We start from the raw sequence: 25,344 nt of genomic DNA, 5'->3' as shown, positions 1-25,344 counted from the left end.
TTCATTTGGCGCCTGGTGCCGTTCCGGCCCCGACGCGTTCCGCGAGGTCGGGATGCCGGAATGCACCGCCCGGCTGGCGCGTATGTGGGCAGCCGGTCCCGGCCGCACCGCGGTCATGACATGCTCGTAGCGTGGAGAAAGATCCGACGCCCTCATCCGGCGACAGCGCGTCGCCCGAGGTAATCGCCCTGGCGAGGGTCGTGGCCAGGCTGCGGGCCGAGGTGGCGGACCTGGAGGGCCTCGGCGCGTCCGCGGCGGTGCTGGAGCGTGCCACGGGCGTCCTGATGGCCCTGGACGGACTGTCCGCGGAGGCCGCCCACGAGGCACTGGTCCAGGGGGCCGTGCGCGGGGACAGGACGCTCCTGGAAGAGTGCTGGATCACCCTCGGCTCGGTGCGGTCGCGGCCCGACCCGCAGCCCCGCGCGGAGAGCCGGGCCACGGATCCGACAGGTGTGGGTCCGCTCCCCCCGGCCGAACGCGACAACGCCGCCCCGCACCTGCTGCTGGCCGGCCTGGCCGTCTCGCTGGCGGGCGCCCGCAGCGCCGGCGACACGGCGGAGATCCTGCACGAGGCACTGCGCGCCCCGCTCGGCGTGGACGGCGTGATGATCTACCGGCTGGACGGGGCCGGGAAGCTGCGGCTCCTCGGCCACGCGGGGATCGACGCCGCCCTGGCCGCCCAGTGGCGCGACGTTCCGCCGCTGGCCGGCGTCGCCGCCCTGGAGGTGATCGGTTCGGGTGAGCCGCTCTGGCTGACGGACCCGGAACGGGACGCCGCGCGCTACCAGCTCATCGGCCCGCCGGAGCGCTGGCCCGCCCGCGCGTGGATCCCCGTCCCGGGCGGGCGGCCGGTCACCACCGCCATCGGGTTCTTCCGCGCGGCCCCCGTCCCCTTCGACGACGCCGACCAGGAGCTGCTCCGGCAGGCCGTACAGCTGTGCGGCGGCTCCCTGCGGGTCTTCGAGCGCCGCGACGCCGATCCGGCGCAGGACGAGGTGGCCGCGGTCCAGACGGTCTTCGACACCCTGCCGGGGGCGGCCGTCCTCCTCTCGCCCCTGCGTTCCCCGGCCGGAGAGGTGGAGGACTACCTGATCGAGGCGGCGGCCCCGGAGTCGACGGACGTGGCGGGCCGCCGCGGGAAGGAACTCGTGGGCCGGCGCGTCCTGGAGAGTTATCCCACCGTGGCGGGCACGGCCCTGTGGCAGGGCTACAGCGACGCGCTGGCCACCGGTGTCACCTACGACGGCGAGCCGTTCCCGTACCGGGAAGTGGTCGCGGGCGTTCCCGAGACGTCCGTCTACTCCGTCCGCGCGACCCGGCTGGCCGGCCGGCTGGTCGTCTCGTGGGTCCGCCACGACATCGGAGCGCGCGAGGCCCGCCGCCTCGCCACCATGCAGCGCCTGGGCAACCTCGGCTGGGCCGACTGGAACCTGACCACGGACACGATCGACTGGTCGGAGCAGCTGTACGCCATCTTCGACCGGGCGCCCGAGCGGGGGCCCATGAGGATGGAGGAGCTCCCCGAGCACGTCGTACCGGAGGACCGGCCGGCGCTCGCCGCGGCCGTGCGGCGGCTGCTGGGCGACGGGTCCCCGATCGACCAGCCGTTCCGCATCGGCACCGAGGACGGGGTCCGGCACCTGCGCATCGTCGCCGAAGCCGAGGTGGACGCCTACGGCGCCCCCGTCGAGGTGCACGGCTTCTTCCAGGACCTCTCCGCCCAGCGGGGCGCGGAGCTCGCCCTGCGGGAGAGCGAGCGGTCCGTACTCATCCAGGAAGGCGTGCTGCAGGCCGAACGGGCCATCGCCGCACGCCTCCAGCACGCCCTGCTGCCCATCCCCGAGCAGTCGATCGACCTGGTGGGGCTGCGCGTCGACATCGCCTACGCACCCTCGGACACCGGCGTGAACGTCGGGGGCGACTGGTACAGCGCCATCGAACTCCCGGACAAGGGCGCCCTCTTCGTCGTCGGTGATGTCGCCGGGCACGGACTGGACGCCGTCGGCACCATGGCCCAGCTGCGGTTCACCGCCAAGGGCATGATCATCACCGGATCGTCCCTGCCCGATGCCATGCGCCGGCTCAACTCGCTCCTGCTGCACACGGCCGCGGACCCCTCGTCCGCCACCACCGCCACCATGGTCATGGCCCGGTACCGGCCGGCGGACCGGCTGCTGACCTGGGCCCGCGCCGGGCACCTGCCGCCCCTGCTGGTGCGCGGCGGCGTGGCACGGTTCCTGCCCCTGCCTGAGGGGAACCTCCTCGGGGCGTCCTTCGACTCCGCGTACGCGGAGGAGACGCTGCGGCTGGAACCGGGCGACCACCTGCTCCTGTACACCGACGGGCTCATCGAAGTACCGGGGGAGTACATGGACCGCGGACTCGACCGGCTCGCGGAGGCCGCCGCCCGCGCCATGGGCGGGGATTCCCCCGAGCCGCTGGCGCAGCTCCTGGCGGCCCTGCAGCCCGTCGGGCGGGACGACGTGTGCGTCATGGACATCCACGTACCCGAGGACTGAGCTCCTGCGGGCGGATCGGACGGGCGGCGCCCGGGGGCCCGGCCCGCCGGGGAGCGGCCGGCCGGGACCCCGGGCAGACGTTCAGCGGAGGTCGAACCGGTCGAGGTTCATCACCTTGTCCCAGGCGCGCACGAAGTCGCGTACGAAGCGCTCCTGCCCGCCGTCGGACCCGTACACCTCCGACAGGGCCCGGAGCTGGGAGTGTGAACCGAAGACGAGGTCGACGGCGGTCGCGGTCCACTTCACCTCGCCGGTGGCGTGATCGCGACCCTCGAACACGTTCTCGGCGGTGGCCGACGCCTTCCATTCCGTGCCCATGTCGAGCAGGTTGACGAAGAAGTCGTTGGTCAGCGTCCCCGGCCGCTCGGTGAAGACGCCGTGCGAGGACTGTCCGAAACCGGTGTTCAGGGCCCGCATGCCACCGACCAGCACCGTCATCTCGGGGGCGGTAAGGGTCAGCATGTTGGCGCGGTCCAGCAGCAGGGTCTCCGGCGAGAGCTTCTCGCCCTCCCGGAGGTAGTTGCGGAACCCGTCCGCCCGGGGTTCGAGCACGGCGAACGCCTCCACGTCGGTCTGTTCCTGCGAGGCGTCCGTACGCCCCGGCGCGAACGGAACCGTGATGTCGTGCCCGGCGTCCTTCGCGGCCCGCTCGACGGCGGCGCACCCGCCCAGGACGATCAGGTCGGCGAGGGACACCTTCGTCCCGCCCGCCGCCGTGTCGTTGAACTCCTGCCGGATCCCGTCGAGGGTCTGCACCGTCTGAGCCACCTCGGGCACGGCGTTGGAAGCCCAGTCCCGTTGCGGCGCGAGCCGGATCCGGGCCCCGTTGGCCCCGCCGCGCTTGTCGGTGCCGCGGAAGCTCGCCGCGGACGCCCAGGCGGTGGTGACCAGCTGGGGGACGGACAGCCCCGAGGAGAGGATCCTGCCCTTGAGGGCGGCGACGTCCTCGTCCGTGACCAGCGGGTGGTCAACCGCGGGAACGGGGTCCTGCCACAGCTGCGGCTCGGGGATCCAGGGGCCGAGGTAACGCGAGAGCGGCCCCATGTCGCGGTGCAGCAGCTTGTACCAGGCCTTGGCGAACGCGACCGCGAGCTGGTCCGGGTTCTCGTGGAAGCGCTTGGCGATCGGCGCGTAGACCGGATCCACCTTCAGTGCGAGGTCCGTCGTCAGCATCATCGGGGCGTGCCGCTTCGCCGGGTCGTGGGCGTCGGGCACGATGTCCTGGGCCGCCGGATCCGTGGGCTTCCACTGCTGGGCGCCGGCGGGGCTGGTCGTCAGCTCCCACTCGTATCCGAACAGGTTGTCCAGGTAGCCGTTGTCCCACTTCGTCGGCTCCGTGGTCCACGCACCCTCGAGCCCGCTGGTGAGCGAGTGGACGCCCTTGCCGCTGCCGAACGTGTTCTTCCAGCCGAGGCCCATCTGTTCGAGGGGGGCCGCCTCGGGTTCCGGGCCGATGTACCCGGGATCGACCGCGCCGTGGCACTTGCCGAACGTGTGACCGCCCACGATGAGCGCGAGCGTCTCCTCGTCGTTCATCGCCATTCGCTTGAACGTCTCGCGGATGTCGCGGGCCGCGGCCAACGGGTCCGGATTTCCGTTGGGCCCTTCGGGATTGACGTAGATCAGACCCATCTGCACGGCGGCGAAGGGGCCGGTGAGTTCCCGGTCGCCGCTGTAGCGCTCGTCTCCCAGCCAGGTGTCCTCGGGCCCCCAGAAGATTTCCTCGGGTTCCCAGGTGTCCTGCCGCCCGAATCCGAATCCGAACGTTTTGAACCCCATCGATTCCATTGCGCAGTTGCCGGCGAAGACCAGCAGGTCGGCCCAGGAGATCTTCGGTCCGTACTTCTGCTTGACCGGCCAGAGCAAACGGCGTGCCTTGTCCAGGCTCGCGTTGTCCGGCCAGCTGTTCAGGGGGGCGAAGCGCTGCGCGCCGGCCCCGCCGCCGCCCCGGCCGTCGGCGATCCGGTACGTGCCCGCGGCATGCCAGCTCATCCGGATGAAGAGCGGCCCGTAGTGGCCGTAGTCGGCGGGCCACCAGTCCTGGGACGCCGTCATGACCTCGAAGACGTCCCGCTTCAGCGCGTCGACGTCGAGGCCCGCGAACTCCTGCGCGTAGTCGAAGTCCGCGCCCATCGGATCGGAAAGGGGCGAATGCTGGTGGAGAACCTGGAGGTCCAGCTGATTCGGCCACCAGTCCTGGTTCGTTCGTGGTCGAGTCGGCGCGGGGGTCGGGGAGGGGATTGCTGGGTTCTCGCTTTCGCTGCCGGACACGTCCGCCCTTCTTCCTGTCTCGGTGTTTCCTTCTGCTGACTGCTGGGCGTCCGTTATGGTCGCGCACCGCGGACCGCACGGCGACGAGAACACGCAGAACTCTCCCGGCCACTGCGGAATTCAGAAAAAGGTGGTAATTCAGATCATCGTGATCCGCCCCCGGACGGGTGGCCCCCGGCGCGGGCGGGCGTCAGGGCCCCGGCGCGGCTCCGTCGGGTGCGGCCGCCCGGCGGGCCGACGCGGCGTCCGTCACGTCGAGGAACACCTGGTCCAGCTCGGGCCAGCGCCTCTTCAGCTCGGACTTGATGCGGACCATCGCGTCCTCGACGGTCTCACTGTCGTACCCGGCAGTCAGGTCGATGCCCGCGGCCAGCAGCGCCGAGTCCGGGCCCGTGCGCATCGTCAGCAGGGAGGTCACCGAGTCGATCTCCGGCTGGCGCCCCAGCAGCTCCCGCACCCCCCGCTGTACGGCGGGATCGGCCGCCTCCCCGATCAGCTGGGCCCGCGCACCCTTGCCCAGCGTGTACGCCACGTACACCAGCAGGACACCGATCAGGATCGAGGCGCACGCCTCGTACGCCACCTGCCCGGTGGCCATGTGCAGGCCCATCCCCGCCATCGCCAGCAGGACGCCGGCGCAGGCCGTGCTGTCCTCCGCCAGGACGGTGCGCAGCGCCGGGTCCCGGCCCGCCCGGACCTCCTCGCGCATGCCGTGCCCGGCCGCCGCGGCCGCGGCGCGGACCTGCCGGACGGCGCGCAGGAGGGAGGCCCCCTCGGCGAGCAGCGCCACGAAGAGCACGGCGAAGCCGACCAGATATCCCTCATGGGATTCGTTGCCGCCCGAGCGGAACGCCTCGATGCCCTGGAACACCGAGAAGCAGCCGCCGGTGACGAAGATGCCGACGGCGGCGAGCAGCGACCAGAAGAAGCGCTCCTTGCCGTAGCCGAACGGGTGGCGCCGGTCGGCCGGACGCCGGCTGCGCCTGACCGAGGCCAGCAGGAACACCTCGTTGAGGCTGTCGGCCACCGAGTGGGCGGCCTCGGACAGCAGCGCGGGAGAGGCCGCGAAGACGCCGCCGACGGCCTTGGCCACGCAGATGACCAGATTCGCCGCGAGGGCCACCCAGACGGTCAGACGCGTCTCGGTGTCCCGTTCGGCGGGGGTTGCCCCGCCCGTCCTCGCCTCGGTCTGGGTCATGTTCCCTCCGGAGCCGTGGGGGATGACGTAGTGGTGACGCGGTGGCCCATGCCGTCGCGCCTGCCCGCCGCGCTGCCGCCCATGCGGGAGCCGCGTGGGGATCACGGCACGAGGTCTGAGGTCGGCCGCGGCGGCGGCCGCCCTCTCGCGGCCCGCCCGCACGCCGCCGGGGGCCGCGACAGGGCCACGTCCCGGTGGGCGGTGAGCGCCCGGCCGGATGACCGGCCGGGGTGGGGCCATCCGGTGGGCCGGCCGCTGCAGGGAGAATGATCCACGCCGTTGCGGGTACCCGTGACCCCGCCGTGTCCCCCTGCACAGGAGGTCCGATCGATGCCGGACGACCGGGACGAAACCCCGGCGGAGCGCGCCGACCGCCGCTGGAACGAGACGCTCCAGGAGGTCCGCGTCGCCCAGACCGGCGCTCAGATCCTCTTCGGCTTCCTGCTCAGCGTCGCCTTCACACCCCGGTTCGCGGAACTGGGCCATTTCGACCGCGCCCTGTACGTCGTGACCGTGGCCCTGGGCGCCCTGGCGACCGGGACGCTGATCGCCCCGGTCGCCTACCACCAGCTGCTGGCCGGGCACCACCTCAAGCCGCAGCTGGTCCGGGCCGCGGGCCACCTCGTCTCCGTCGGCATCGTGCTGCTCGCCCTGACGGTCACGTTCTCCGTGCTGCTCCTGCTGCGGGTCGCCACCTCGCACTGGATCGCCTGGCCGGTGACGGCCCTCGTCACGGGCTGGTTCGCGGTCTGCTGGCTCGTCCTGCCGAGCACGCTGCTGCGCGGCAAGGCCGGGAACCGGTGAGCGCGACCGACACGTTTTCCGGAGCGGCGACCGGGCAGGCGCGCGTAAGGGAACGCACCGGGGGACGCACTCGGGGACGTACGACGCACCGGGAAGGACACGTCATGGAAGACCAAGGCGGCGCAGGAGGCGCCCCTCTGCACGGCCACGACGACGAGCAACGGCGCCGCGCCCCGCACGTCGCCCCACGCACCGCCCGCACCGGGGCCGAGGGCCCGGACCGGCAGCCCGTCCGCCGGGAGGACACCGACGAGGCGAGCCGGCTGGACCGGCCGGACGAGACGGCACACGAGGCGCCGGGACCGGTACGCAAGGCTCCCCGCCGGTGATCGACAACACGCTCTCCCTGTGGGCCCGGGGTTACGCGTGGCTGCCCGACCTGCGCCGGCGCCCGGGCAACGGCGAAGGCCCGGTCCGCACCCGACTGCTCGGGCGGCCGGCGGTCGTCCTGCACGGCCCGGCGGACGTCGCCTTCTTCTACGACGAACGGCACGTGCTGCGGCACGACGCGCTGCCGGGACCGGTGCTCGACACCCTGTTCGGCCGCGGCGCCGTCCACACCCTGGACGGGGACGCGCACCGGACGCGCAAGGCGATGTTCGTCTCCCTCCTGATGTCCCCCCACGGCGTCGCCGCGCTGGTGGACCGCGTCGAGACGCACTGGCGCGAGGCCCTCACCCGGGCCCGGGGCCGCGAGATCGTGGTCTTCGACGAGGCGGCGAGCGTGCTGGCCGAGGCGGTCTGCGACTGGGTGGGCCTGGCCGTCCCCCAGGAAGCGGCCCGTGAGATCGCCGAGGACTGCGTGGCCATGGTCGACGGCTTCGCCACGCCGGGCCCCCGGCACCGGAAGGCCCGCCGGGCCCGGGCCCGGCAGGAGCACGGCCTGGCGCGCATGGTGACCGAGGTACGCGCGGGCGTCTCGCACCTCGGTGCCTTCGCCGTCCCGGTCGGCGCCGGCCCCGGCCCGGCCCGCAGCGCGCTGGAGACGGTGGCCCGCCACCACGACGCCGACGGCATGCCGCTCGACCCGCACACCGCCGCGGTCGAGCTGCTCAACATCATCCGGCCCACGGTCGCGATCGCCTGGTTCGCCGCCTTCGCCGGGCACGCGCTCCGGCGAGACCCCGCCGTGCGCGCCCGGCTGCGCACGGACGACGGCTCCTACGCCAGGGCCTTCGCGCACGAGGTCCGGCGCTTCTACCCGTTCGTGCCGTTCGTCGGCGGCCTCGCCGCCCACGACCTCGAACACCGGGGGGAGAAGATCCCGGAGGGCACGCTCGTGCTCCTCGACGTGTACGGGCACCACCACGATCCCGAACTGTTCGCCCGGCCCTACCGGTTCGACCCCACCCGCTTCCTCGGCCGGGAGCCGGGCCCCGGCGAGCTGATCGCGCAGGGCGGGGGAGACGCCCGGACCGGACACCGCTGCCCGGGCGAGGACATCGTGGCCGGCGTGCTCGCCGCCTTCGCGACCGGGCTCGGCCGGCTCGACCACACCGTCCCCGAGCAGGACCTGACGATCCCGCTGCGCCGGGTACCCACCCGGCCGCGCAGCGGTTTCGTCATCCGACCGGTCTGAACCCGGTCCGAACCCGGTCCGGAGCGAGCCGGCGTCAGCGGGCGCCGACGCAGCCGGTCACGTGCTGAGGCGGCTGTTGTGGCCGTCGTGGCCGTCGGCGCTCTCGTCGTCGAACCAGTAGTCGCCCGCTGCCAGGTACCGGAAGGCGTGCGTGCTCTCCCGCGGGAGCGCGACGGTGACCGCCCGGCTGCCGTCCTTGCGGGCCCGCAGCTCATGGGCGCCGGGCTGCCAGTCGTTGAAGTCGCCGACGACGCTCACCGGTCCCGGCGGTACGTCCGCCGGCAGTACGAACGTGATCTCGGTACGGTCCTTGCGGCGCTTGCGTTCCAGCACGGGAAAGCCTCCTGTCGATGGGCGGAGCAGGCACATCCTGACGGCGGCACCGCCCCCGTGCATGTCGGCGCAGCGGCGACCACCCGTCCGGTCCCGCGAGCCCCCCGGAACGGCGTAGTTGCGGCCCGCGCGGCAGCCGCCGACTGCACAGCGGGAGGCCCCTTCGGCGCGCGGGCACGGCCGGTCACCTTTCCCGGGGGCGTGGGCGTCGCCTTCCCGGGGGACGGCCGATCACCTTTCCGGGGGGCGTGACCGATCACCTTCCCGCCGCGCGGACGAGCCGGGTGAAGGCGCGGGCGTCGACGACGGCGGCACCGCCGTGGTCGTTGTTGAAGTACGCGAAGACCTCGGCGTCGGCGGGCCAGGTACCGGCGATCCGGTCCGTCCAGGACCGCAGCGCCGTCCGCCCGTAGCGGGGCGCCGGAGCGGCGCGCCCCTCGTGGAACCGTACGTATCCCCAGTCGGCGGTCCGCCACAGCGGGGTCACCGGGCGCGAGCCGCGGTCCGCCCAGCACAGGGCGGCCCCGCGGTCCTCGAGGACGCCGCGCACGGCGGCGCTCCACCAGGACGCGTGCCGGGGTTCGACGGCGACGCGGGTGCCGGAGGGAAAGCAGGCCAGGCATGCGTCCAGCGCGTCCGGATCCGCCCGCAGCGTCGGTGGCAGCTGGAGCAGGACCGGCCCCAGCCGGTCGCCCAGGGCAGCCGCCTGCGTCATCAGCCGGTGGACCGGTTCCACCGGGTCGTGCAGCCGCTTGATGTGCGTCAGATATCGGCTGGCCTTCACCGCCATGACGAAATCCGGGGGCGTGCGTTCCCGCCACCGGGCGAAGACCTCTGGGGAGGGCAGCCGGTAGAACGCATTGTTGTTCTCCACCGTGGCGAACTGCTCCGCGTACGCCTCCAGCCACGACCGCCGGGGCAGGCCCTGCGGGTAGAGGACCCCTGACCAGTCCCGGTACTGCCACCCGGAGGTGCCGACACGCACGGTCATGCCCTGAGGCTGCCCGTGCGGTGCGCGCCCATGCGCCCGGGGCGACGGCCGTGGCGCCCACGGGCACAATGCGGCGCGGTGCACGGATCGTGGGAGCCTTCATGCATTGGGGTGCGTTTCGACAGAAGTGTCGTGCGGTATGCGGCATCTGTCGCCACAGTAACCGGAACCACACCCTCCGTAGGCCCCACATTCACAGAGTGACCGCCCGGTAGCTCTGGATCATCTGACATGTTCTCGGCTACCGTCGTGCTCGCGCCGCCACACCCAGGGCACACGGCCCTGCCGGGACTTGCGGTGCAGGGGAATTACTCACGTTGACGACTGCCATCCAAGGCATCTTCGCCGTCCGTCCCTACACGCCTCACTGCCAGGTCATCCACGACGAGGGTGACCACGCCGTCATCGGCATCTCCTCCGGGAACTCCTACTTCACGCACGACCGCGTGCTCGAACTCGCCCGCTGGGGACTCGACCACTTCCGGCAGGTGGACCTCATCTGGACGGACATGCACGTGGCCGAGATGTTCGTGGCCCTCGGCTACCCCGAGATCGAAGCGCAGCGCAAGGCGGTGAAGAACCTCCGCGGCGTACGCGCCAAGGTGACCTCCGCGGTCGCCGCCCTGGATCCCGAGGGCGAGCGGCTGCGCGGCCGCCCCATGTCGGCCCTCCTGGAGCTCCCCGCCTACCAGCGCATCCGCTCCCGGCTCGACACCCTCATGACGGACGATCCCGAGTTCCGTGAGGTGTGCGACCAGCTCGCAGCCCGGTTCCTCGCCGACAAGCTGAACGGGCAGCCGCCCACCGAGCTGCAGCGCGAGGTGTGCATCAAGTACGTGTGCGCCGAAGTGCCGCTGTTCCTCGACACCCCGGCGATCCTCGGGGTCTCCTCCTCGCTCAACTGCTACCACCAGGCGCTGCCGCTGGCCGAGTTGCTCTACGCACGCGGCTGGGGCCTGCGCGCCTCGCGCAACCAGGGCCACGCCGTCATCACGCCCGCCGAAGAACAGGACCGCTCCGCATGACCACCACCATCGACCCCACCACGCCGGCCGCGGCCGACGAGCTCACCCGGTTCCCGTTCGACGCCAACGGCACGCGGCTGCCCGACGAGATCGCCCACCTGCTCACCCACGAACCGGTCAAGAGGGTCCGCACCATAGCGGGGGCGGAGGCCTGGCTGGTCTCCTCCTATCCACTGTGCAGGCAGGTGCTCGACGACGCCCGGTTCTCCCTCAAGGACACCTCCGCCGAGGGCGCGCCCCGCCAGTACGCGCTGACCATCCCCCCGGAGGTGGTCAACAACATGGGGAACATCACGGGCGCCGGACTGCGCAAGGCCGTGATGAAGGCCCTCAACCCGAAGGCCCCCGGACTGGAGGCGTGGCTGACCGGCCACGCGAACGCTCTCGTCGACACGATGCTCACGAAGGGCGTTCCGGCCGACCTGCGCCGCGACTTCACCGTCCCCTACTCCACCGGGCTGCACTGCCAGATCCTCGGCATCCCCCAGAGCGACGGACCCGACCTCTACCGGTCGCTGCACGTCGCGTTCATGAACAGCCCCCGCACCATCCCCGCGGCCGGCATCAACTGGGACCGCGACATGGCGCACATGGTCGCCCGCCTCGACGACCCCGCGACGACCGGCCTCATGGCCGAACTCGCGGCCCTGCGCGGCGACCCCGACTACGCGCACCTGACCGACGAGATGCTCGCCACCGTCGGCGTCACGATGTTCGGCGCCGGAGTCATCAGCGTCATGGGCTTCCTCACCATGGCACTCGTCTCCCTGATCCAGCACCCCGACCTCAAGGCCCGGCTGATCGCCGAACCGGCGCTCATCCCCGCCGCCGTGGACGAACTGCTGCGCATCAACCTGTCGATCGCCGACGGCCTGCCCCGGATCGCCACCGAGACCATGCAGCTCGGCGACGTCACCGTGCAGAAGGGGGAACTGGTCCTGGTCCTCGTCGAGGCGGCCAACCACGACCCCGCCGAATTCGAGGACCCGCACACCGTGCGCCTCGACCGGCCCAACCCGAACGCGCACCTGTCGTTCGGCGGCGGCGGCCACTACTGCCCCGCCACCGCCCTCGGCAAGCGCCACGCACAGATCGCCATCGAGGTGCTCCTGGGCAGGCTGCCCGGCCTCGACCTCGCCGTGCCGATCGAGCAACTCGTGTGGCGCACCGGGTTCATGAAGCGCATCCCGGAGCGGATGCCCGTGCTCTGGTGACACGGCGCCGGGGGGCAGGGCCGTACGGACCCTGCCCCCCGGCGGCTCGCGCCTCACGCCTGTGCGACGGCCTCCAGCGGGCTCAGCGCGGCCGCCCGGCGGGCCGGGAGGGCCGCCGCCAGCGCGCCGACCGTCAGGGACACCAGGCAGACGAGGAGCAGCGTCCCCCAGGGCAGTGCCAGGGCGTACTCCTTCATGGCCCCGTTGGTCAGCGAGCCGACACCCCAGGCTCCGGACAACCCGCCCGCCAGGCCCAGGAGCGTGCCGAACGCGGCGACGGTCACCGACTCCAGGCCGATCATCCGCCGGATGCCGGCCCGGTCCATGCCGACGGCGCGCAGGACGCCGATCTCGCGGGTGCGGTCCGAGACCGACATGGCAAGGGTGTTGACGATGCCGAGCAGCGAGATCACGGTGCCGATCGCGAGCAGTCCGTACATCAGCGTCAGCAGGCCGGCCAGGGAGCCGGCGGCCTCGTGGACGAGTTCCTGCCGGTCCTTGACCCGCACCAGCGGGCTGTTGCCGGTGGCGGCGCGCAGCCGGTCCGCGGTCGACCGGGAGACCGCGCCCGCGTCGGTGCGGACGAGGATCCGCTGGACGGAGCCCGGCAGGTAGCCGTCCCGCTGAACCTCGGAACGGGCGCCCAGCACGTCCCCCGCCGTCGGGTTGTCCTCGTAGACGCCGACGACGGTGTACGGCCGCAACTCCTGGTTGCGGCCGATGCGGGCCTTGACCTCGCTGCCCGCGCGCAGGCCCTGTTCCCGGGCGACGGCGGCGGAGACGGCGATCCGGCCCGGTCCGAGGTCCTTCAGGGAGCCGCTGGTGAAGTCGAGCCTCATGACGTCGCCGGCGGTGGCCGGGTCGACGCCGGCGATCGTACGGACACCGCCGCCCGTGAACACGGTGGAGTCCGCGACCGCGGCCGCCGTCCGCACCCCGGGGATGCCGGCCACCCGCTTCTCGGCGGCCGGGTCGACGGCGGTCATGGTGGTGCGGCTGCTGATCACGTAGTCCGCGCCGAGTCCGGCCGCGGCCTGCCGGTCGAGGGCCTGACCGGTGGAGTTCCCGATGACGGCGAGCCCTGCGACCAGGGCCGTACTGACCATCAGGGCGGCGGCGGTGGCCGCGGTGCGCCGCGGGTCGCGCAGGGCGTTCTTCGTCGCGAGGTGCCCGCTGATCCCGAACCGGCCGGTCAGCCACCCGCACAGCCGGATCATGGGGACGGCGAGCAGCGGAGCCAGCACGATCATGGCGACGACGAGCAGGGCGCAGCCGGCCATCGCGTTCCGCAGGTTGCCCTCCGAGGCGTCCTTCGCCCCCGTCAGCGACACCAGCAGCCCGCCGCCGAGGACCAGCAGGACCAGACCCGCCACGCCCCGGACCCGGGAAGCGGTCGCGGTCGGCGGCTGCCCGGCGGCGCGCAGCGCCTCGACCGGCGCGACCTCGGCCGCCTTGCGGGACGGCAGCCACGCGGCGAGCACCGTGACGCCCACGCCGACGCCGAACGCCGCCAGCACGGGCAGCGGGCCGATCACCAGGGGCCCGTGGGGGAGCGTGTCCTGCGGGGTGCTCAGCAGGCCGGGCAGTGCGGCGGCGATGCCGAGGCCGAGCGGGAAGCCGGCCGCCGACGCGACGAGGCCGATCAGCACGGCCTCCCACAGGAGGGAGCGGACCACCTGGCGGCGCGTGGCGCCGATCGCCCGCAGCAGTGCGATCTCCCGGGTCCGCCGGGCGACGAGCATGGTGAAGGTGTTGACGATGAGGAACGAGCCGATGAAGAGCGAGACCCCGGCGAACACCATCGGCATCTTCTGGTAGCCGCGGGTCAGCGTGTCGGTGAGGACCGCCTGCCGGGCGGCCTGGGCGCGGCCCGTGACGGCCTCGGCCCGGTCGGCCGGGAGCACGGCCGTGACCCGCTCGCCGAGCGTGAACTGGTCGGTGCCGGCGGTGGCGGACACGTCGACGGAGGTGTACTGGCCGGGGGACGCGAACAGTTGCTGGGCCGTGGCCTTGTCGAACAGGGCGAGGGTGCCGCCGGCGGTCACCCGGGTGTCCCCGGTGCTGACGACGCCCACGAGCCGCTTCTTCATGACCGGGCCGTCGGTGGCCAGCGTGACGGTGTCACCGAGGGCGAACCCGCCGGCGGCGGCGGTGCCGCTGTCCACCGCGAGTTCGTCACCGTTCTGCGGGGCGCGGCCCTTGAGCAGCGGATAGCGGCCGTCCTTGCCGTCCTTGCCCGGGACGTAGGCGCCGGCCAGGTTGGCCCACGCCCTGCCGTCGCGCAGCGGCCGCCCGTCGGCGCCGTTCAGGACGGCCGATCCGTCCGCCGCGGGCCGTGCGGAGGCGACACCGGGCAGTTCGGCCAGCTTCCGTACGAGTGCGTCGTCGAGCGCTCCGGGCTGCTCGTCCGAGGCTCCGGGCGGGGAGGACTTGGGGGTCACGGTGACGGCGATGTCGGCGAAGTCCTTCGACGCGGCCGCGCGGTAGGCCGCGGCGGAGGACTCCGCGAAGACGAGGGTGCCGCAGACGAACGCGACGCCCAGGCAGACCGCGAGGACGGTCATGGCCAGACGGGCCTTGTGCGCGAGGACGTTGCGCAGGGCTGTTTTCAGCATGGTGGCTTTCGGGGACGTGGGGATGCGCGGACGGGGGCCCGGGTGCGGGCGGGAGCGGGTCAGCTGGTGCGCGAGCGGGCGTCGAACGCCTTCATCCGGTCCAGCACCCGGTCCGGGGTGGGCCGGGCCATCTCGTCGACCAGGCGGCCGTCGGAGAGGAAGACCACGCGGTCGGCGTAACCGGCGGCGACCGGGTCGTGGGTGACCATGACGACGGTCTGGCCGAGCTCGCGGACCGAGTCGCGCAGGAAGCCGAGGACCTCGGCCCCGGCCCGGGAGTCGAGGTTGCCGGTGGGCTCGTCCCCGAACACGATCGCGGGGCGGGACACCAGGGCCCGGGCCACCGCCACGCGCTGCTGCTGCCCGCCGGACAGCTCTGCGGGCCGGTGGCCGAGCCGTCCGGAGAGACCGACCATGGTGACGACCCGGTCCAGCCACGGGCGGTCGGGGCGACGGCCGGCGATGGACAGCGGCAGCGTGATGTTCTCCAGCGCGGTCAGCGTCGGCAGCAGGTTGAACGCCTGGAAGATGAAACCGACCCGGTCGCGGCGCAGTTCGGTCAGCTGCCGGTCGCCCAGGGTGCTCAGCTCGGTGGTGCCGATGCGCACGGAGCCGGAGCTGGCGGAGTCGAGCCCGGCGGCGCAGTGCATCAGGGTGGACTTGCCGCAGCCGGAAGGGCCCATGATCGCGGTGAACTCGCCCTCCCGGAAGGCGATGCTGACCCGGTCCAGGGCGACGACACGGGTGTCGCCACTGCCGTAGACCTTCGACAGATCGCTGGTCGCGGCGGCGAACCCGGCCGGCGGGTGCGGGACGAGGGCGTCAAAGGGGGCGGGTGCTGCGGTCACGGGGGACTCCTCTTCGCGTGCCTGAGATGTTCGGTGGAGGCACTACGAAGGGTGTCGGGCGTGCGTATCGGGGCCGGGGCCGCCGTGTATCGGCGTCCGCGTCGCTTCGTATCGGTTGTGCAGCGGCGACGGCAGCGGCAGCGGGGCGGCAGCGTCCCGGACCGCGGCCGTGCCGTCAGAGGGGCAGGCGCAGGCTGGCGACGGCGCCGCCGTCCGGGGCGTTGTCCAGGCGCAGCTCGGCGCCGAGGACCCGGGCCTGCCCCAGGGCGATGGTCAGGCCCAGCCCGTGGCCCGCACCGCGCTCCGCCGCGCCCGTGTGGAAGCGGCGCGGTCCGTCGCGCAGCAGGTCCTGCGGGAAGCCGGGGCCGTGGTCGCGCACGACGACCGTACGGCCCGCGACGGCGACCTCGACCGGAGCGGCCCCGTGCCGGTGGGCGTTGACGACGAGGTTGGCGACGATCCGTTCGAGGCGGCGGGGGTCGGTCTCCACGGTCGAAGCGGTCTCCGCGGTTCGCGGGGTCCCCGCGATGCCGGAAATCCCCGCGGTCTTCGCGCCTCCGGCGGTCTCCGCGGTCTCCCGGATCCCCGCGGTCCCCCGGACCTCCGCCGGCGAGGCGGGCTCCGCGTCGGCGTCCGGGCCGGTGACGGTGACCCGCGCGTCGTATCCGGTCCGGGCCACCGCCTCGCGGACGACGGCCCCGAGCGGCACATGGGCCCGGACCGCCTGCTCGGCGCCCGCGTCCAGCCGGGAGATCTCCAGCAGGTCCTCGACCAGGCCGCGCAGATCGCGCACGCGGGCCCGGACCAGGTCCTCCGTCTCGCCCGGCGGCAGCAGGTCGGCGGCGGCCAGCAGCCCGCCGACCGGGGTGCGCAGCTCGTGGGCCACGTCCGCGGTGAACCGCCGCTCGCTGCGCAGCCGTCGGCCCAGGCTGTCGGCCATGAGGTCGACGGTGGCGGCGATGTCGGAGACCTCGTCGCGGCCCTTGACGGGACCGGTCCGGGCGTCGAGGTCCCCGGTGGAGATGCGGCCCGCGGTCTCGGAGACCCGCCGCAGCCGACGGCCGAGCAGTCCGGCCCCGTAGGCCGCCAGGGGCACGGCCGCCGCGAGCGCGACGAACGAAGCCACTGTCATGCTCATGTCCAGGCGGCGCAGCTCGTACAGCTCCGAGCTCATGTTGGCCCGGACGGCCAGCACCGGGCTGCCCGGTCCGCCGACCCGCTGGGCGGCCCAGACGCTCGGTCCCACATTGTTGTCGACGTGCCCGTCGTAGGCCGTGTGCCGGTCGCCGTCGGCCGGGTGACGCAGTACGTCGGGCAGCTCCTCGGGGTCGAGCTCGGCGCCGTCCGGCAGCGTCCCGGTGCGCCGGTGGGTGTCGATCGCCGAGTACACCGCGTTGAACGCCCGCATCTGCGCCCGGTCGCGGATGTCGTGCGCGGTCCACACGTGGACCAGTACGCCGACGGCCGCCGCGACCAGGCCCGCGGTGGCCGCGGCCAGCGCGGCGATCTTCCAGCGCAGCGAGACGCGGGCCGCCCGAGCGCGGCGGAGGGGGAACGGGCGCACCGGTGTCAGCGCCTGAGCTTGTAGCCGAAGCCGCGGACGGTTTCGATCCGGTCCCGGCCCAGCTTGCGGCGCAGCCGCTGTACGCACAGGTCGACGACCCGGCTGTCGCCGTCCCAGCCGTACTCCCAGACGTTGCGCAGCAGGGTGTGGCGCTCCAGCACGACGCCGGGGTGGGCGGCGAACTCCAGCAGCAGCTTCAGCTCGGTCGGGGTCAGCGCCACCGGGTGGCCGGAGACGGACACCTCCAGCCCGCCGGTGTCGATCGTCAGGTCGCCGAAGACCAGCAGGTCCTCCCCGGACGGCGACGGCTCCGCGTCCGCCGCGGGCCCGCCCGCCGGGGCGGGAGCGTACGTCGCCCGCCGCAGCAGCGAGCGGATGCGCGCCACGAGGACGTAGGTGTCCACGGGCTTGACCACGTAGTCGTCGGCCCCGGCCTCCAGCCCGGCGACGACGTCGAGCCCGTCGCCGCGGGCGGACATCATCAGGACCGGCACCAGGCTGGTCTCCCGTACCCTGCGGCACAGGCCGATCCCGTCCAGACCCGGCAGCATCACGTCCAGGATCAGCAGGTCGAAGCCCTCGTCACGGAAGAGCTCCAGCCCCGCGAGGCCGTCGGCGGCGGTCGCCACCCGGTATCCGTAGCGTTCGAGGGCGACGGCGAAGGACCGGCGCATCAGCTCGTCGTCCTCCACCAGCAGCACGCGCACGGGGGGCGGGGAGGCCGGGGCGGGGGCGGACGGGGACACGGGGGACGACTCCTGTCGGACGGGCGGGGACGGGTCCCGGGTGCGCTCTTGCGCGGCCGGGGACCCGGAAGGGAACGATACGGCAGGCACCCGGAGCGGTGACCGTGCCGCTGACCCGGTGTCCGGCTTCGATGGGCAACCAAGCGCTCCCCGATACGCGGCCGATACAAAACCCTCCCTGGTTGCCCCGCCGACGCCGGCGGGCTTCACTGAAACGTGGCGCACGGGAGCCGCTCGACGTACCCGGGCGTCCGGGAGGCCGGCGTGAGCACGCACACGACCCGGACCTTCGATCCCACCCGCGTCGCCCACCTCAGCGGACCGTTCGCGCCGGTGGCGCAGGAGGTCGACGAGGCCGGGCTGCAGGTGGAGGGCCGGCTGCCCGACGACGCCCACCGAGCAACCGCACGCGCCGCGTGCGACGACCGGAAGGTGATCCCATGCGCTGGACGGAGTTGGACGAATCGGGCCGGGCCTGGGCCATGATCTGCGGCATCCTCTTCGTGATCTTCGCCGACCTGGCGGCGATCATCCTGATGAACACCGTCGGGAAGTGACCCGCCCCGCCGCGTCGACCACCTCGCCCGTCCGCTCATCCGGTCAGGCGGGCTGCGGCGGTCAGGCGGGCTGGGGCGTGAGCCTCTTGTGCCCGGTCCGGTCGTAGTACCCGGTCATGGCGAAGCCGAAGAGCAGAGCGAGGACGGCGCCGATCGCGATCATGATCCAGGAGCGGGTGAGACCGGCGTCGCCGCGGGCGTCGAAGTAGAGGATGGCGCGCACCCCGTCGCTCAGCTGCCGCATGGGCTCGAACAGCGACAGGAACCGGTAGAACCCGGGGACCGCCTGGAGCGGCACGGTGGCGCCCGAGGAAGGCAGGCCCAGGACGATGAAGACGAACATCGACACCAGCTGGCCGATCCCGCCGAACGCGGCGTTGATGGCCTGGACGCCCAGGCCGACGGCGAGGGCCGCGCAGTACGAGTAGACCCACAGCAGCGGCACGTGGGACGCGTCCATGCCGAGGATGCCCACGCAGGCGAGGAGCACCAGCGAGACGCTGACGAGCGTGATGCCCGCGGTCATCACCATCTTCAGCAGCAGCGTCTGGGTGCGGTTGATCGGTACGGTAGGCCGGCGGGTGTGCCACGGGCCGATCTCGTTGTCCGCGTAGCCGAGGGCGGTGTCGACGCCGTTGCTGATCACGTTGCCGCCCATGAACCCCGCCAGCACCAGCAGGAGAGTGTAGTAGAAGGCGGTCAGTCCGAGGCCACTGGCGGCGCCGATCGGGCGTCCGACCTGGGTGACGACGTTCACCGGGTCGGCGAGCAGCAGCTTCGCGGTGGGACCGGCCTGCGCACCCGCCGCCGTGAGCTGCCTGCCGATGCCCTGGGACGCCTGGTGGGCGGCCTTGGTCGTGATCTGGGCGGCGAGGGAGGACCCGAGACTGCCCTTGCCGGGGTTGGTGAGCACGGTGAGCGTCGGCTTCTGGGTGGCACCCGGCGTGGTGAGGGCGACGACGGTGTCCGTGAAGTCGGCCGGGACGACCAGGGCGCCGTAGACCTTGCCGGATTCGAGCTGGTCGCGGGCCTCGGTGTGCGTGAGCCTGCGCCACTCGGCCTTGCCGCCGCCGGTGTCGGCGGCGATCGCGGTCGTGATCTGCGCGCCCAGGTTCTCCTGCTGCCCGGGCGGTGGTTTGCCCGTGTCGTCGTCGACGAGCGCGATCGGCAGGTTCTTCAGCTCCCGGTTGGGGTTGACGATGCCACCCATGTACAGGAGCGACAGCAGCAGCGCGAGCAGCGCCGTGAGGACCGTGGGTACGAGCCACAACCGGGGGCGGCGCAGCAGCGTCGCGGCAGTGGCCTGAGGGGTGACGGGCTCGGCCATGGTTCCTCCGTGGGGTACGCCGACGAGAGGTCAGGATGCGGCCCGCACCGGCGCGGCCGGACGCACGCCTCGCGTTCCTCCCCCCGTTGCAGTACGGGGCGTCAGGAATGGAGAAGCGCGCACCGCCCGACGGCCACTAGCGTGAAGGTCATGGACATCACCATTCACACGGTCTTCCTCCCGCACGACGACCCGGAGGCCGCCCTCGCGTTCTACCGCGACGCCCTCGGGTTCGAGGTCCGCAGCGACGTCGGACAGGGCGCCATGCGCTGGATCACCGTCGGCCCCGTCGGCCGGCCGGACACGTCCGTCCTCCTGGCGCCGCCGGCCGCCGACCCCGGCATCACCGAAGCCGAGCGCCGCACCATCGTCGAGATGATGGCCAAAGGCACCTACGGCTGGATCCTGCTGGCCACCCCGGACCTCGACGCCACCTTCGAGAAGCTCGTGGCCGCCGACGCCGAAGTCGTACAGGAGCCGACCGAGCAGCCGTACGGCGTCCGCGACTGCGCCTTCCGCGACCCCGCGGGCAACCTGATCCGCTTCCAGGAACTGCGCTGAGGGCGTCCGGCCGACAGGAGGGAGTTCTCCTATGTGCCATCCGGGGTGGGGGCGCGCACGCGCCGAGGCGCAGCACCTCAAGGACCTCGCGCGCCTGCGCGGCGTCCGTGACCGGATCGACCGGGAGTACGCGCGGCCGCTGGACGTCGAGGCGCTCGCGCGCGACGCGGACATGCCGGCCGGGCAGCTCGCCCGGCGGTTCCGGCTCGCGTACGGCCGGTCGCCGCACGCCTACGTCACAGCGCGCCGCATCGAGCGCGCGACGGCGCTCATGTGCCGGGACGACCTGGGCACCCACCTACGCCTGCGCGCCTGCGACACGCCGACGACCGGCTTCCGCGGGTTCGCGCTCTCGCTCACGGTCTCCCAGCCGTCCGTCGTCAACGGGTACGTCGAAGCCGCCGTCGGCGCCGGGGCCACCGTGCTGAAGCCCGCCGCGAAGTCGCTCCGGGGGTACGGCGGTGTCGTACGGGCACCGGACGGGACGATCTGGCAGGTCGCCACGTCGCAGAAGAAGGACAAGGGCCCGGCCGCCGTGGAGTTCGACCAGATGGTGCTCCTGCTCGGAGCCGGCGAGGCCTTCGCCGACCCGGACGGGTTCGCCGGGGAAGCCGGCGGCCGCTCTGCCCGCCGGGCCGGATGAGAGGGGAACCCGTCCGGGCGGCCCGTGCCCGGATCAGCGGGCCGTGCCGAAGTCCTGCGTCCAGTAGGAGTTCGGCTGTGCGAGACCCACGCCGATCTCCTTGAACGCACAGTTGAGGATGTTCTCCCGGTGCCCGGGGCTGTTCATCCAGCCGGTCATGACCTGCTCGGGAGTGCTGTACCCGTACGCGACGTTCTCGCCGTAGGTCATCCAGCTGAACCCGCTCGCGGTGATGCGCTGGCCCGGGTCCGAGCCGTCGGAGCCGGTGTGCGACATGTTGGAGTGAGCGGCCATGTCCTGGCTGTGGTTCACGGCCGCGGCCGTCAGCTTCGCGTTGACGGTGAGGGCCGGGCAACCGACCTTGGCGCGCTCCTCGTTCACCAGGGCCACCACCTCGGCCGCCGGGCCGGATGCCGTGGGGGCCGGGGCGGCCGGCTTCGCCGGGACGACCGGAGCCGTCGGGCGGGCCGGGGCCGGCTTCGCGGGCCGCGTCGCGGCGGGCGGCCTCGGTGCCTCGGGGGCGGGCGCGGTGGTCTGCGGAGCGGTGGTCTGCGCGGCCTCGGGGGTCTGCGCGGCCGGCGTGGCCGTGGCCGTCGCCGGGTCCACCGGGGTGTCCGTCGGCGCCGCCAGGAGCTGGAGCGACTCGCTGGGTGAGGGGGCGCCGTGGAAGGGGTGCGCCCCGTGCCGGCCGGCACGGGCCGAGCCCGGCCCGTCGGTGTGCAGGCACGCCATGGCGGCCGTGGGGATGCCCACGAGGCCCAGGGTGACGGCGGCGATGGTTATTTTCTTGTAGTGCGTCTTCTTGCGGTGCTTGTGCATGCGTGACCTCACGTGGTTTCTGCGATGCGTCCTGCGCCTGAGCTGCTGGAGCGCCGGGGCCGGGCCGCCATTCTTAGAAGCCCCGGAACGGGCTGGCAAGTCTCGCCCGGCGCCCGTGCGGGAGCGCCCGGAACCGGGCTTGAAAAGGGCGGACAGTCATGCAGACCGCGCCGGCGGCAGGGTGCGCGGGATGGGGACCGACCATCAGACACGCCTGCGACATGGCAAGTTGCCGAGGAACGCCCCGCTGCCCGGGATGACCATTCCGGTGAAGACGGGCATGTCGATTCCGGTGGGACAAATATCGACATGTCGGGGAGTCATGAGCGGACGTAATGGTTCCGTGATCACGCTGGGAGCAGTGATGCATATCACTGTTTCGAGCGGGAACCGAACGCCGTGAAGCAGGATCCGGGCCCTCGACCGGACGGCCACGGCCCGCCCCGGTCGTCCGGCCGGGACCGGCCCCGGCCTTGCGGCGCTCGGGATCGCTTCAACCAGCCCTGGAGAACGGGCAGTTGGGCGATACGGACACTTGCCGGGGCCCGCAGGTTCGCGAATGATGCTCGGGCGTGCCGGCCGTCCCGGCCGGAGACCCTGCGCACCCCCGAACCGATCGGCCCGGAGGCCTGCTGTGCGGACGCGTCACCCCATCCGGAGATCATCCCTCGTCGTCGGCGCCGCCCTCGCGCTGGTCGTCGCCCTCCCGCAGACCGCCTTCGCGGCTCCGCCCCCGGCGCTCCCCGCCAACGCCGAAGCCATCGAGACGACCTTCCAGCCGGCGTACGACTACGACACCGACGGCTGCTACCCGACCCCCGCCATCGGCCCGACCGGAGTCCTGAACGGCGGTCTGAAGCCCACCGGGGCCCTTGACGGCAGCTGCCGCGACGCCTCGGACCTCGCCAACACCAACGGCTACTCCCGCGCCACCTGCAACAACGGCTGGTGCGCCGTCGTCTACGCGCTGTACTTCGAGAAGGACCAGGCCGTGCCCGGCATCAGCCTCGGCGGCCACCGCCACGACTGGGAGCACGTGGTGGTGTGGATCCAGGGCGGCGAGGCCAAGTACGTCGCCACGTCCAACCACGGGGACTTCACCCTGCACACCCGCGACCAGATCCGCTGGGAAGGCACCCACCCCAAGATCGTTTACCACAAGGACGGCGTGAGCACCCACTGCTTCCGCGCGGCGAACGGCAATGACGAACCGCCCGAGAACCACCGGGGCACCTGGCAGTTCCCCGCACTGGTCGGCTGGTCCGGCTACCCGGCGACGCTGCGGGACAAGCTCAGCCAGGCCGACTTCGGCAGCGCGCACTTCGGCCTGAAGGACGGAGCCTTCTCCTCCCACCTCGCGGAGGCCAAACCGGCCGGCATCCCCTTCGACCCGTACCTGTAGCGGTTCGGGCAGTCTCCACGTCACGGGCGTACCGCTTCTCGGCGGACAGCCGTTCGAGGCGCGCGGCGGCCTCGTGCGGCACGTCACGGCACGGCGCCGCGGGGTCAGCCGTGCCAGATCTTCTCGTACGCCTGCTGGTAGCCGTGGGGGTCCCAGGAGGTGGCCCCGGAGCTGTTGGCGGCCGTGGCGATGTGGACGGGGGCGACGTAGCCGCTGGCCGGCTGCCCGGCGAAGGCGCGGTTGAACTCGTCGACGATCTGCCAGCCCTGCTGGGAGAGGGGTTCCGGGACGGTGGCGGCCTGGTACTGCCTGCTGTTGATGCGCCGGAACGCCGAGGGGTCGCCGTCGCCGGCGCCGATGTTGTAGGGCGGCCCGGCGCCGGGCCTGCCGACGGCGCGGAAGGCCGGCGCGGCGTCGTCGAAGTAGAGGTCGTTGATCGCGACCGAGTACGTCCACCTCTTCTGCAGGCGCGACAGCAGCGAGGAGACCTCCTGGGGGGTGCGCCGGCTCGCGTCCGGAATCGGGATGTTCTTGTGCGCCAGGAGCTGCACACCGGGACAGGCGGCGAGCCGCTGCTCGATCAGCCGGGACTTCGTGCCGGCGAACGGGATCGAGTCGTCGGTGAAGACGACGACCCCGGCCGAGCCGTCGGACCGGGCGATCACCCAGTCGGCACTGGCCTTCGCCACCTCCTCCACCTTCGTGGTGACGTTGGTGAAGAGCTTCGGATCCTTGCTCGGGCCGGGGGAGCTGACGGCGTGCCAGCCGATGAGCGGAATGCCGGCCGCTTCGGCCCGCGCCACCTGCCGGGAGGTCAGCCGCGGGTCGAACCCGCCGATGACGATGCCCGAGGGCTTGAGGGTGACGGCCTGGCCGAGCGCCGCCTGGATGCCGGCCGGTGTGCCGTCCCCGTCGATCACCCGGACGTTCCAGCCGATGGCCCGAGCCGCCTCCCGGACGCCCTTCGCGACCCCGGCGACCCCGGGGTTCGTCATGGTCTGCGCGACGTAGACGAGCGACTTGCCGGGGACGGCCGCGGGGCCGGTCGTGGGCCCGTTCCACGAGGTGCCGGGGTTCTCCGCCCGCCGGACGGTCGCCTTCGCCTCCCGCAGGACGTCCGGACAGCCGGCGGCCGAGGCGCCGGTCGCGCTGGACGGGCCGCCGCCCCCGCAGCCGGCGACGGCGGTGGCGGCCGCCGCCAGCAGCGCTGCGGCCGCGAGAGCGGTCTTGCGGTTCGGGTACACGGTGCTCCTGAGGCTGGGGTGCGCGGGGAGGTGTTCATGGGGAGCCGTCGTCGGCGCCGGTCACGGGCGGCCGCTCCTCGGGCGGTCCGCCCGCGGCGACGGCGTCGGGGCGCAGCCGCCGTCGGGCCGAGTAGCCGGCCAGGCCGACCGCGATGAGCAGCGTGGCGCCGTTGAACAGCGGGGTGGCCCAGAACTGGGCACCGAGCTGGCCGATCCCGGCGAGCCCGACGGCGAGCACGGTCACGGCCACGAGCGTCCCGACGGCGTTGGCGCGCCCCGGCTTGATCGCGGTGGAGCCGAGCAGGGCGCCGACGAACGCGGGCAGCAGGTAGTCCAGGCCGACGCTCGGATTGCCGATCTGCTGCTGCGAGGCGAGCAGCACGCCGGCCAGGCCGACGACGGTGCCCGATGCGGCGAAGGCGTGGACGCTGTAGCGGTGCGTGGGGATGCCGACCATCGCGGCGGCGCGCGGGTTGGAGCCGATGACGTACAGGTACCGGCCGAACGGCAGCCGCTCCAGGACCACCCACAGCACGACCACGAGGCCGAGGACGTAGAAGGCGGGCAGCGGCAGCCCCAGGAACCGGGCGTCGTAGAGGTCGGTGAAGGCGGCCGGGAGGCCGTCGGGGCCCGGCACGATCCGGCTCCCGTCGGTGATCCAACCGGTGACGGCGTACATCATGCTGCCGGTGCCCAGCGTCGCGATGAAGGCGTCGATGCGGGCGAACTCGACGACGGCACCGTTCACGGCGCCCGCCAGTGCCGCTCCGAGCACCACCGCGAGGCAGGCGAGGGGCCAGGGCCAGCCCGCGTCGACGATCAGGTACAGCACCATGACGTGCGCCAGCCCCAGGCCGTAGCCGATGGACAGGTCGAACTTGCCGCCCGCGATGCAGATCGTCGCACCGAGCGCCAGGACGGCCGTCACGGACTGGGCGGAGAGGATCGAGGAGACGTTGTCCCCCGTGGGGAACGTGTCGGGCAGGACGACGGAGAAGACCAGGAAGAGCAGGACGGTGAGGGCCAGGAGACCGTACCTGCCGAGGAAGTGCGCGTGCAGGCGACCGGACACGGACCGACGGGA

General features: G+C 72.9%; 21 protein-coding genes. 9 read left to right on the top strand and 12 right to left on the bottom strand.

The genetic code is table 11. From position 1 onward, the window contains the following. The first annotated feature begins 131 nt into the window (after positions 1-131). Positions 132-2,519, top strand: a complete 2,388-nt coding sequence (locus ACIPK4_RS23920; protein WP_402315730.1) for a SpoIIE family protein phosphatase — start codon at positions 132-134, stop codon at positions 2,517-2,519. Between the two features lie 81 nt (positions 2,520-2,600). Here ACIPK4_RS23920 and katG read toward each other — a convergent pair whose 3' ends face one another. Both katG and ACIPK4_RS23910 read right to left on the bottom strand, forming a co-directional pair. After that, the gene (katG, locus tag ACIPK4_RS23915; protein ID WP_402315728.1) at positions 2,601-4,790 is read right to left on the bottom strand and encodes a catalase/peroxidase HPI; all 2,190 of its coding nucleotides are present in this window, start codon (positions 4,788-4,790) and stop codon (positions 2,601-2,603) included. A gap of 190 nt (positions 4,791-4,980) precedes the next feature. Further along, a complete protein-coding gene (locus ACIPK4_RS23910; RefSeq protein WP_402315726.1) occupies positions 4,981-5,988 on the bottom strand; it encodes a cation diffusion facilitator family transporter in 1,008 nt (335 codons plus the stop codon). Positions 5,989-6,318: 330 nt separating this feature from the next. On the opposite strand from ACIPK4_RS23910, the gene ACIPK4_RS23905 reads away from it, so the two are divergent. From ACIPK4_RS23905 to ACIPK4_RS23895, 3 genes are all read left to right on the top strand, one after another. After that, on the top strand, positions 6,319-6,792 hold the full coding sequence (locus tag ACIPK4_RS23905; protein ID WP_402315724.1) for a DUF6328 family protein: 474 nt from the start codon (positions 6,319-6,321) through the stop codon (positions 6,790-6,792). Between the two features lie 104 nt (positions 6,793-6,896). Then, positions 6,897-7,121 (top strand): hypothetical protein, encoded by a 225-nt coding sequence (locus ACIPK4_RS23900; protein WP_402315723.1) that lies wholly within the window; start codon positions 6,897-6,899, stop codon positions 7,119-7,121. Then, complete coding sequence (locus ACIPK4_RS23895) at positions 7,118-8,371, top strand: cytochrome P450 (protein ID WP_402315722.1); 1,254 nt, start codon at positions 7,118-7,120, stop codon at positions 8,369-8,371. The genes ACIPK4_RS23900 and ACIPK4_RS23895 overlap by 4 nt, the downstream gene beginning before the upstream one ends. Positions 8,372-8,428: 57 nt before the next feature. Here ACIPK4_RS23895 and ACIPK4_RS23890 read toward each other — a convergent pair whose 3' ends face one another. After that, a complete protein-coding gene (locus tag ACIPK4_RS23890; protein WP_402315720.1) occupies positions 8,429-8,704 on the bottom strand; it encodes an isoamylase early set domain-containing protein in 276 nt (91 codons plus the stop codon). Positions 8,705-8,960: 256 nt separating this feature from the next. Continuing rightward, positions 8,961-9,695 (bottom strand): DUF72 domain-containing protein, encoded by a 735-nt coding sequence (locus tag ACIPK4_RS23885; RefSeq protein ID WP_402315718.1) that lies wholly within the window; start codon positions 9,693-9,695, stop codon positions 8,961-8,963. Positions 9,696-10,012: 317 nt separating this feature from the next. Between ACIPK4_RS23885 and ACIPK4_RS23880 the strand changes: the two genes are divergently transcribed. Together ACIPK4_RS23880 and ACIPK4_RS23875 are read left to right on the top strand one after the other, a co-directional pair. Continuing rightward, positions 10,013-10,720: a tRNA-dependent cyclodipeptide synthase gene (locus tag ACIPK4_RS23880; protein WP_402315716.1), complete on the top strand. Its 708-nt coding sequence runs from the start codon at positions 10,013-10,015 to the stop codon at positions 10,718-10,720. After that, on the top strand, positions 10,717-11,934 hold the full coding sequence (locus tag ACIPK4_RS23875) for a cytochrome P450 (protein WP_402315714.1): 1,218 nt from the start codon (positions 10,717-10,719) through the stop codon (positions 11,932-11,934). Before ACIPK4_RS23880 ends, ACIPK4_RS23875 begins: the two co-directional genes overlap by 4 nt. A gap of 53 nt (positions 11,935-11,987) precedes the next feature. Here the strand turns inward: ACIPK4_RS23875 and ACIPK4_RS23870 are convergent, their stop codons facing one another. The 5 genes from ACIPK4_RS23870 to ACIPK4_RS23850 form a co-directional block, all read right to left on the bottom strand. After that, entirely contained in the window at positions 11,988-14,549 is a 2,562-nt protein-coding gene (locus ACIPK4_RS23870; protein ID WP_402315712.1) for an ABC transporter permease, read from the bottom strand. Between the two features lie 59 nt (positions 14,550-14,608). After that, positions 14,609-15,397, bottom strand: a complete 789-nt coding sequence (locus ACIPK4_RS23865) for an ABC transporter ATP-binding protein (protein WP_402315710.1) — start codon at positions 15,395-15,397, stop codon at positions 14,609-14,611. 175 nt (positions 15,398-15,572) lie between these two features. Then, the gene (locus ACIPK4_RS23860; RefSeq protein ID WP_402315708.1) at positions 15,573-16,961 is read right to left on the bottom strand and encodes a sensor histidine kinase; all 1,389 of its coding nucleotides are present in this window, start codon (positions 16,959-16,961) and stop codon (positions 15,573-15,575) included. Positions 16,962-16,966: 5 nt separating this feature from the next. Then, positions 16,967-17,707 (bottom strand): two-component system response regulator CseB, encoded by a 741-nt coding sequence (cseB, locus tag ACIPK4_RS23855; RefSeq protein WP_402315706.1) that lies wholly within the window; start codon positions 17,705-17,707, stop codon positions 16,967-16,969. 618 nt (positions 17,708-18,325) lie between these two features. Beyond that, the gene (locus ACIPK4_RS23850) at positions 18,326-19,591 is read right to left on the bottom strand and encodes a YhgE/Pip domain-containing protein (RefSeq protein ID WP_402315704.1); all 1,266 of its coding nucleotides are present in this window, start codon (positions 19,589-19,591) and stop codon (positions 18,326-18,328) included. A gap of 150 nt (positions 19,592-19,741) precedes the next feature. On the opposite strand from ACIPK4_RS23850, the gene ACIPK4_RS23845 reads away from it, so the two are divergent. Both ACIPK4_RS23845 and ACIPK4_RS23840 read left to right on the top strand, forming a co-directional pair. Next, on the top strand, positions 19,742-20,152 hold the full coding sequence (locus tag ACIPK4_RS23845) for a VOC family protein (RefSeq protein WP_054224394.1): 411 nt from the start codon (positions 19,742-19,744) through the stop codon (positions 20,150-20,152). A gap of 31 nt (positions 20,153-20,183) precedes the next feature. After that, positions 20,184-20,795, top strand: coding sequence for a hypothetical protein (locus tag ACIPK4_RS23840; RefSeq protein WP_402315702.1), 612 nt, complete (start codon positions 20,184-20,186; stop codon positions 20,793-20,795). Between the two features lie 33 nt (positions 20,796-20,828). On the opposite strand, the gene ACIPK4_RS23835 is transcribed toward ACIPK4_RS23840, so the two are convergent. After that, positions 20,829-21,614, bottom strand: coding sequence for a CAP domain-containing protein (locus tag ACIPK4_RS23835; RefSeq protein ID WP_402315700.1), 786 nt, complete (start codon positions 21,612-21,614; stop codon positions 20,829-20,831). A 634-nt stretch (positions 21,615-22,248) separates the two neighbouring features. Here ACIPK4_RS23835 and ACIPK4_RS23830 point away from each other — a divergent pair. Further along, positions 22,249-23,016, top strand: coding sequence for an NPP1 family protein (locus ACIPK4_RS23830; RefSeq protein WP_402315698.1), 768 nt, complete (start codon positions 22,249-22,251; stop codon positions 23,014-23,016). A 104-nt stretch (positions 23,017-23,120) separates the two neighbouring features. Here ACIPK4_RS23830 and ACIPK4_RS23825 read toward each other — a convergent pair whose 3' ends face one another. Together ACIPK4_RS23825 and ACIPK4_RS23820 are read right to left on the bottom strand one after the other, a co-directional pair. Continuing rightward, positions 23,121-24,260, bottom strand: coding sequence for a substrate-binding domain-containing protein (locus ACIPK4_RS23825; RefSeq protein WP_402315696.1), 1,140 nt, complete (start codon positions 24,258-24,260; stop codon positions 23,121-23,123). Between the two features lie 34 nt (positions 24,261-24,294). Next, entirely contained in the window at positions 24,295-25,332 is a 1,038-nt protein-coding gene (locus tag ACIPK4_RS23820) for an ABC transporter permease (protein WP_402315694.1), read from the bottom strand. Positions 25,333-25,344 lie beyond the last annotated feature (12 nt).

The organism is Streptomyces sp. NPDC086989, from assembly GCF_044745505.1.
Classification (GTDB): Bacteria; Actinomycetota; Actinomycetes; order Streptomycetales; family Streptomycetaceae; genus Streptomyces.
The sequence above is the reverse complement of the archived record's forward strand: the minus strand, read 5'-3'. Positions and strand labels throughout refer to the sequence as shown.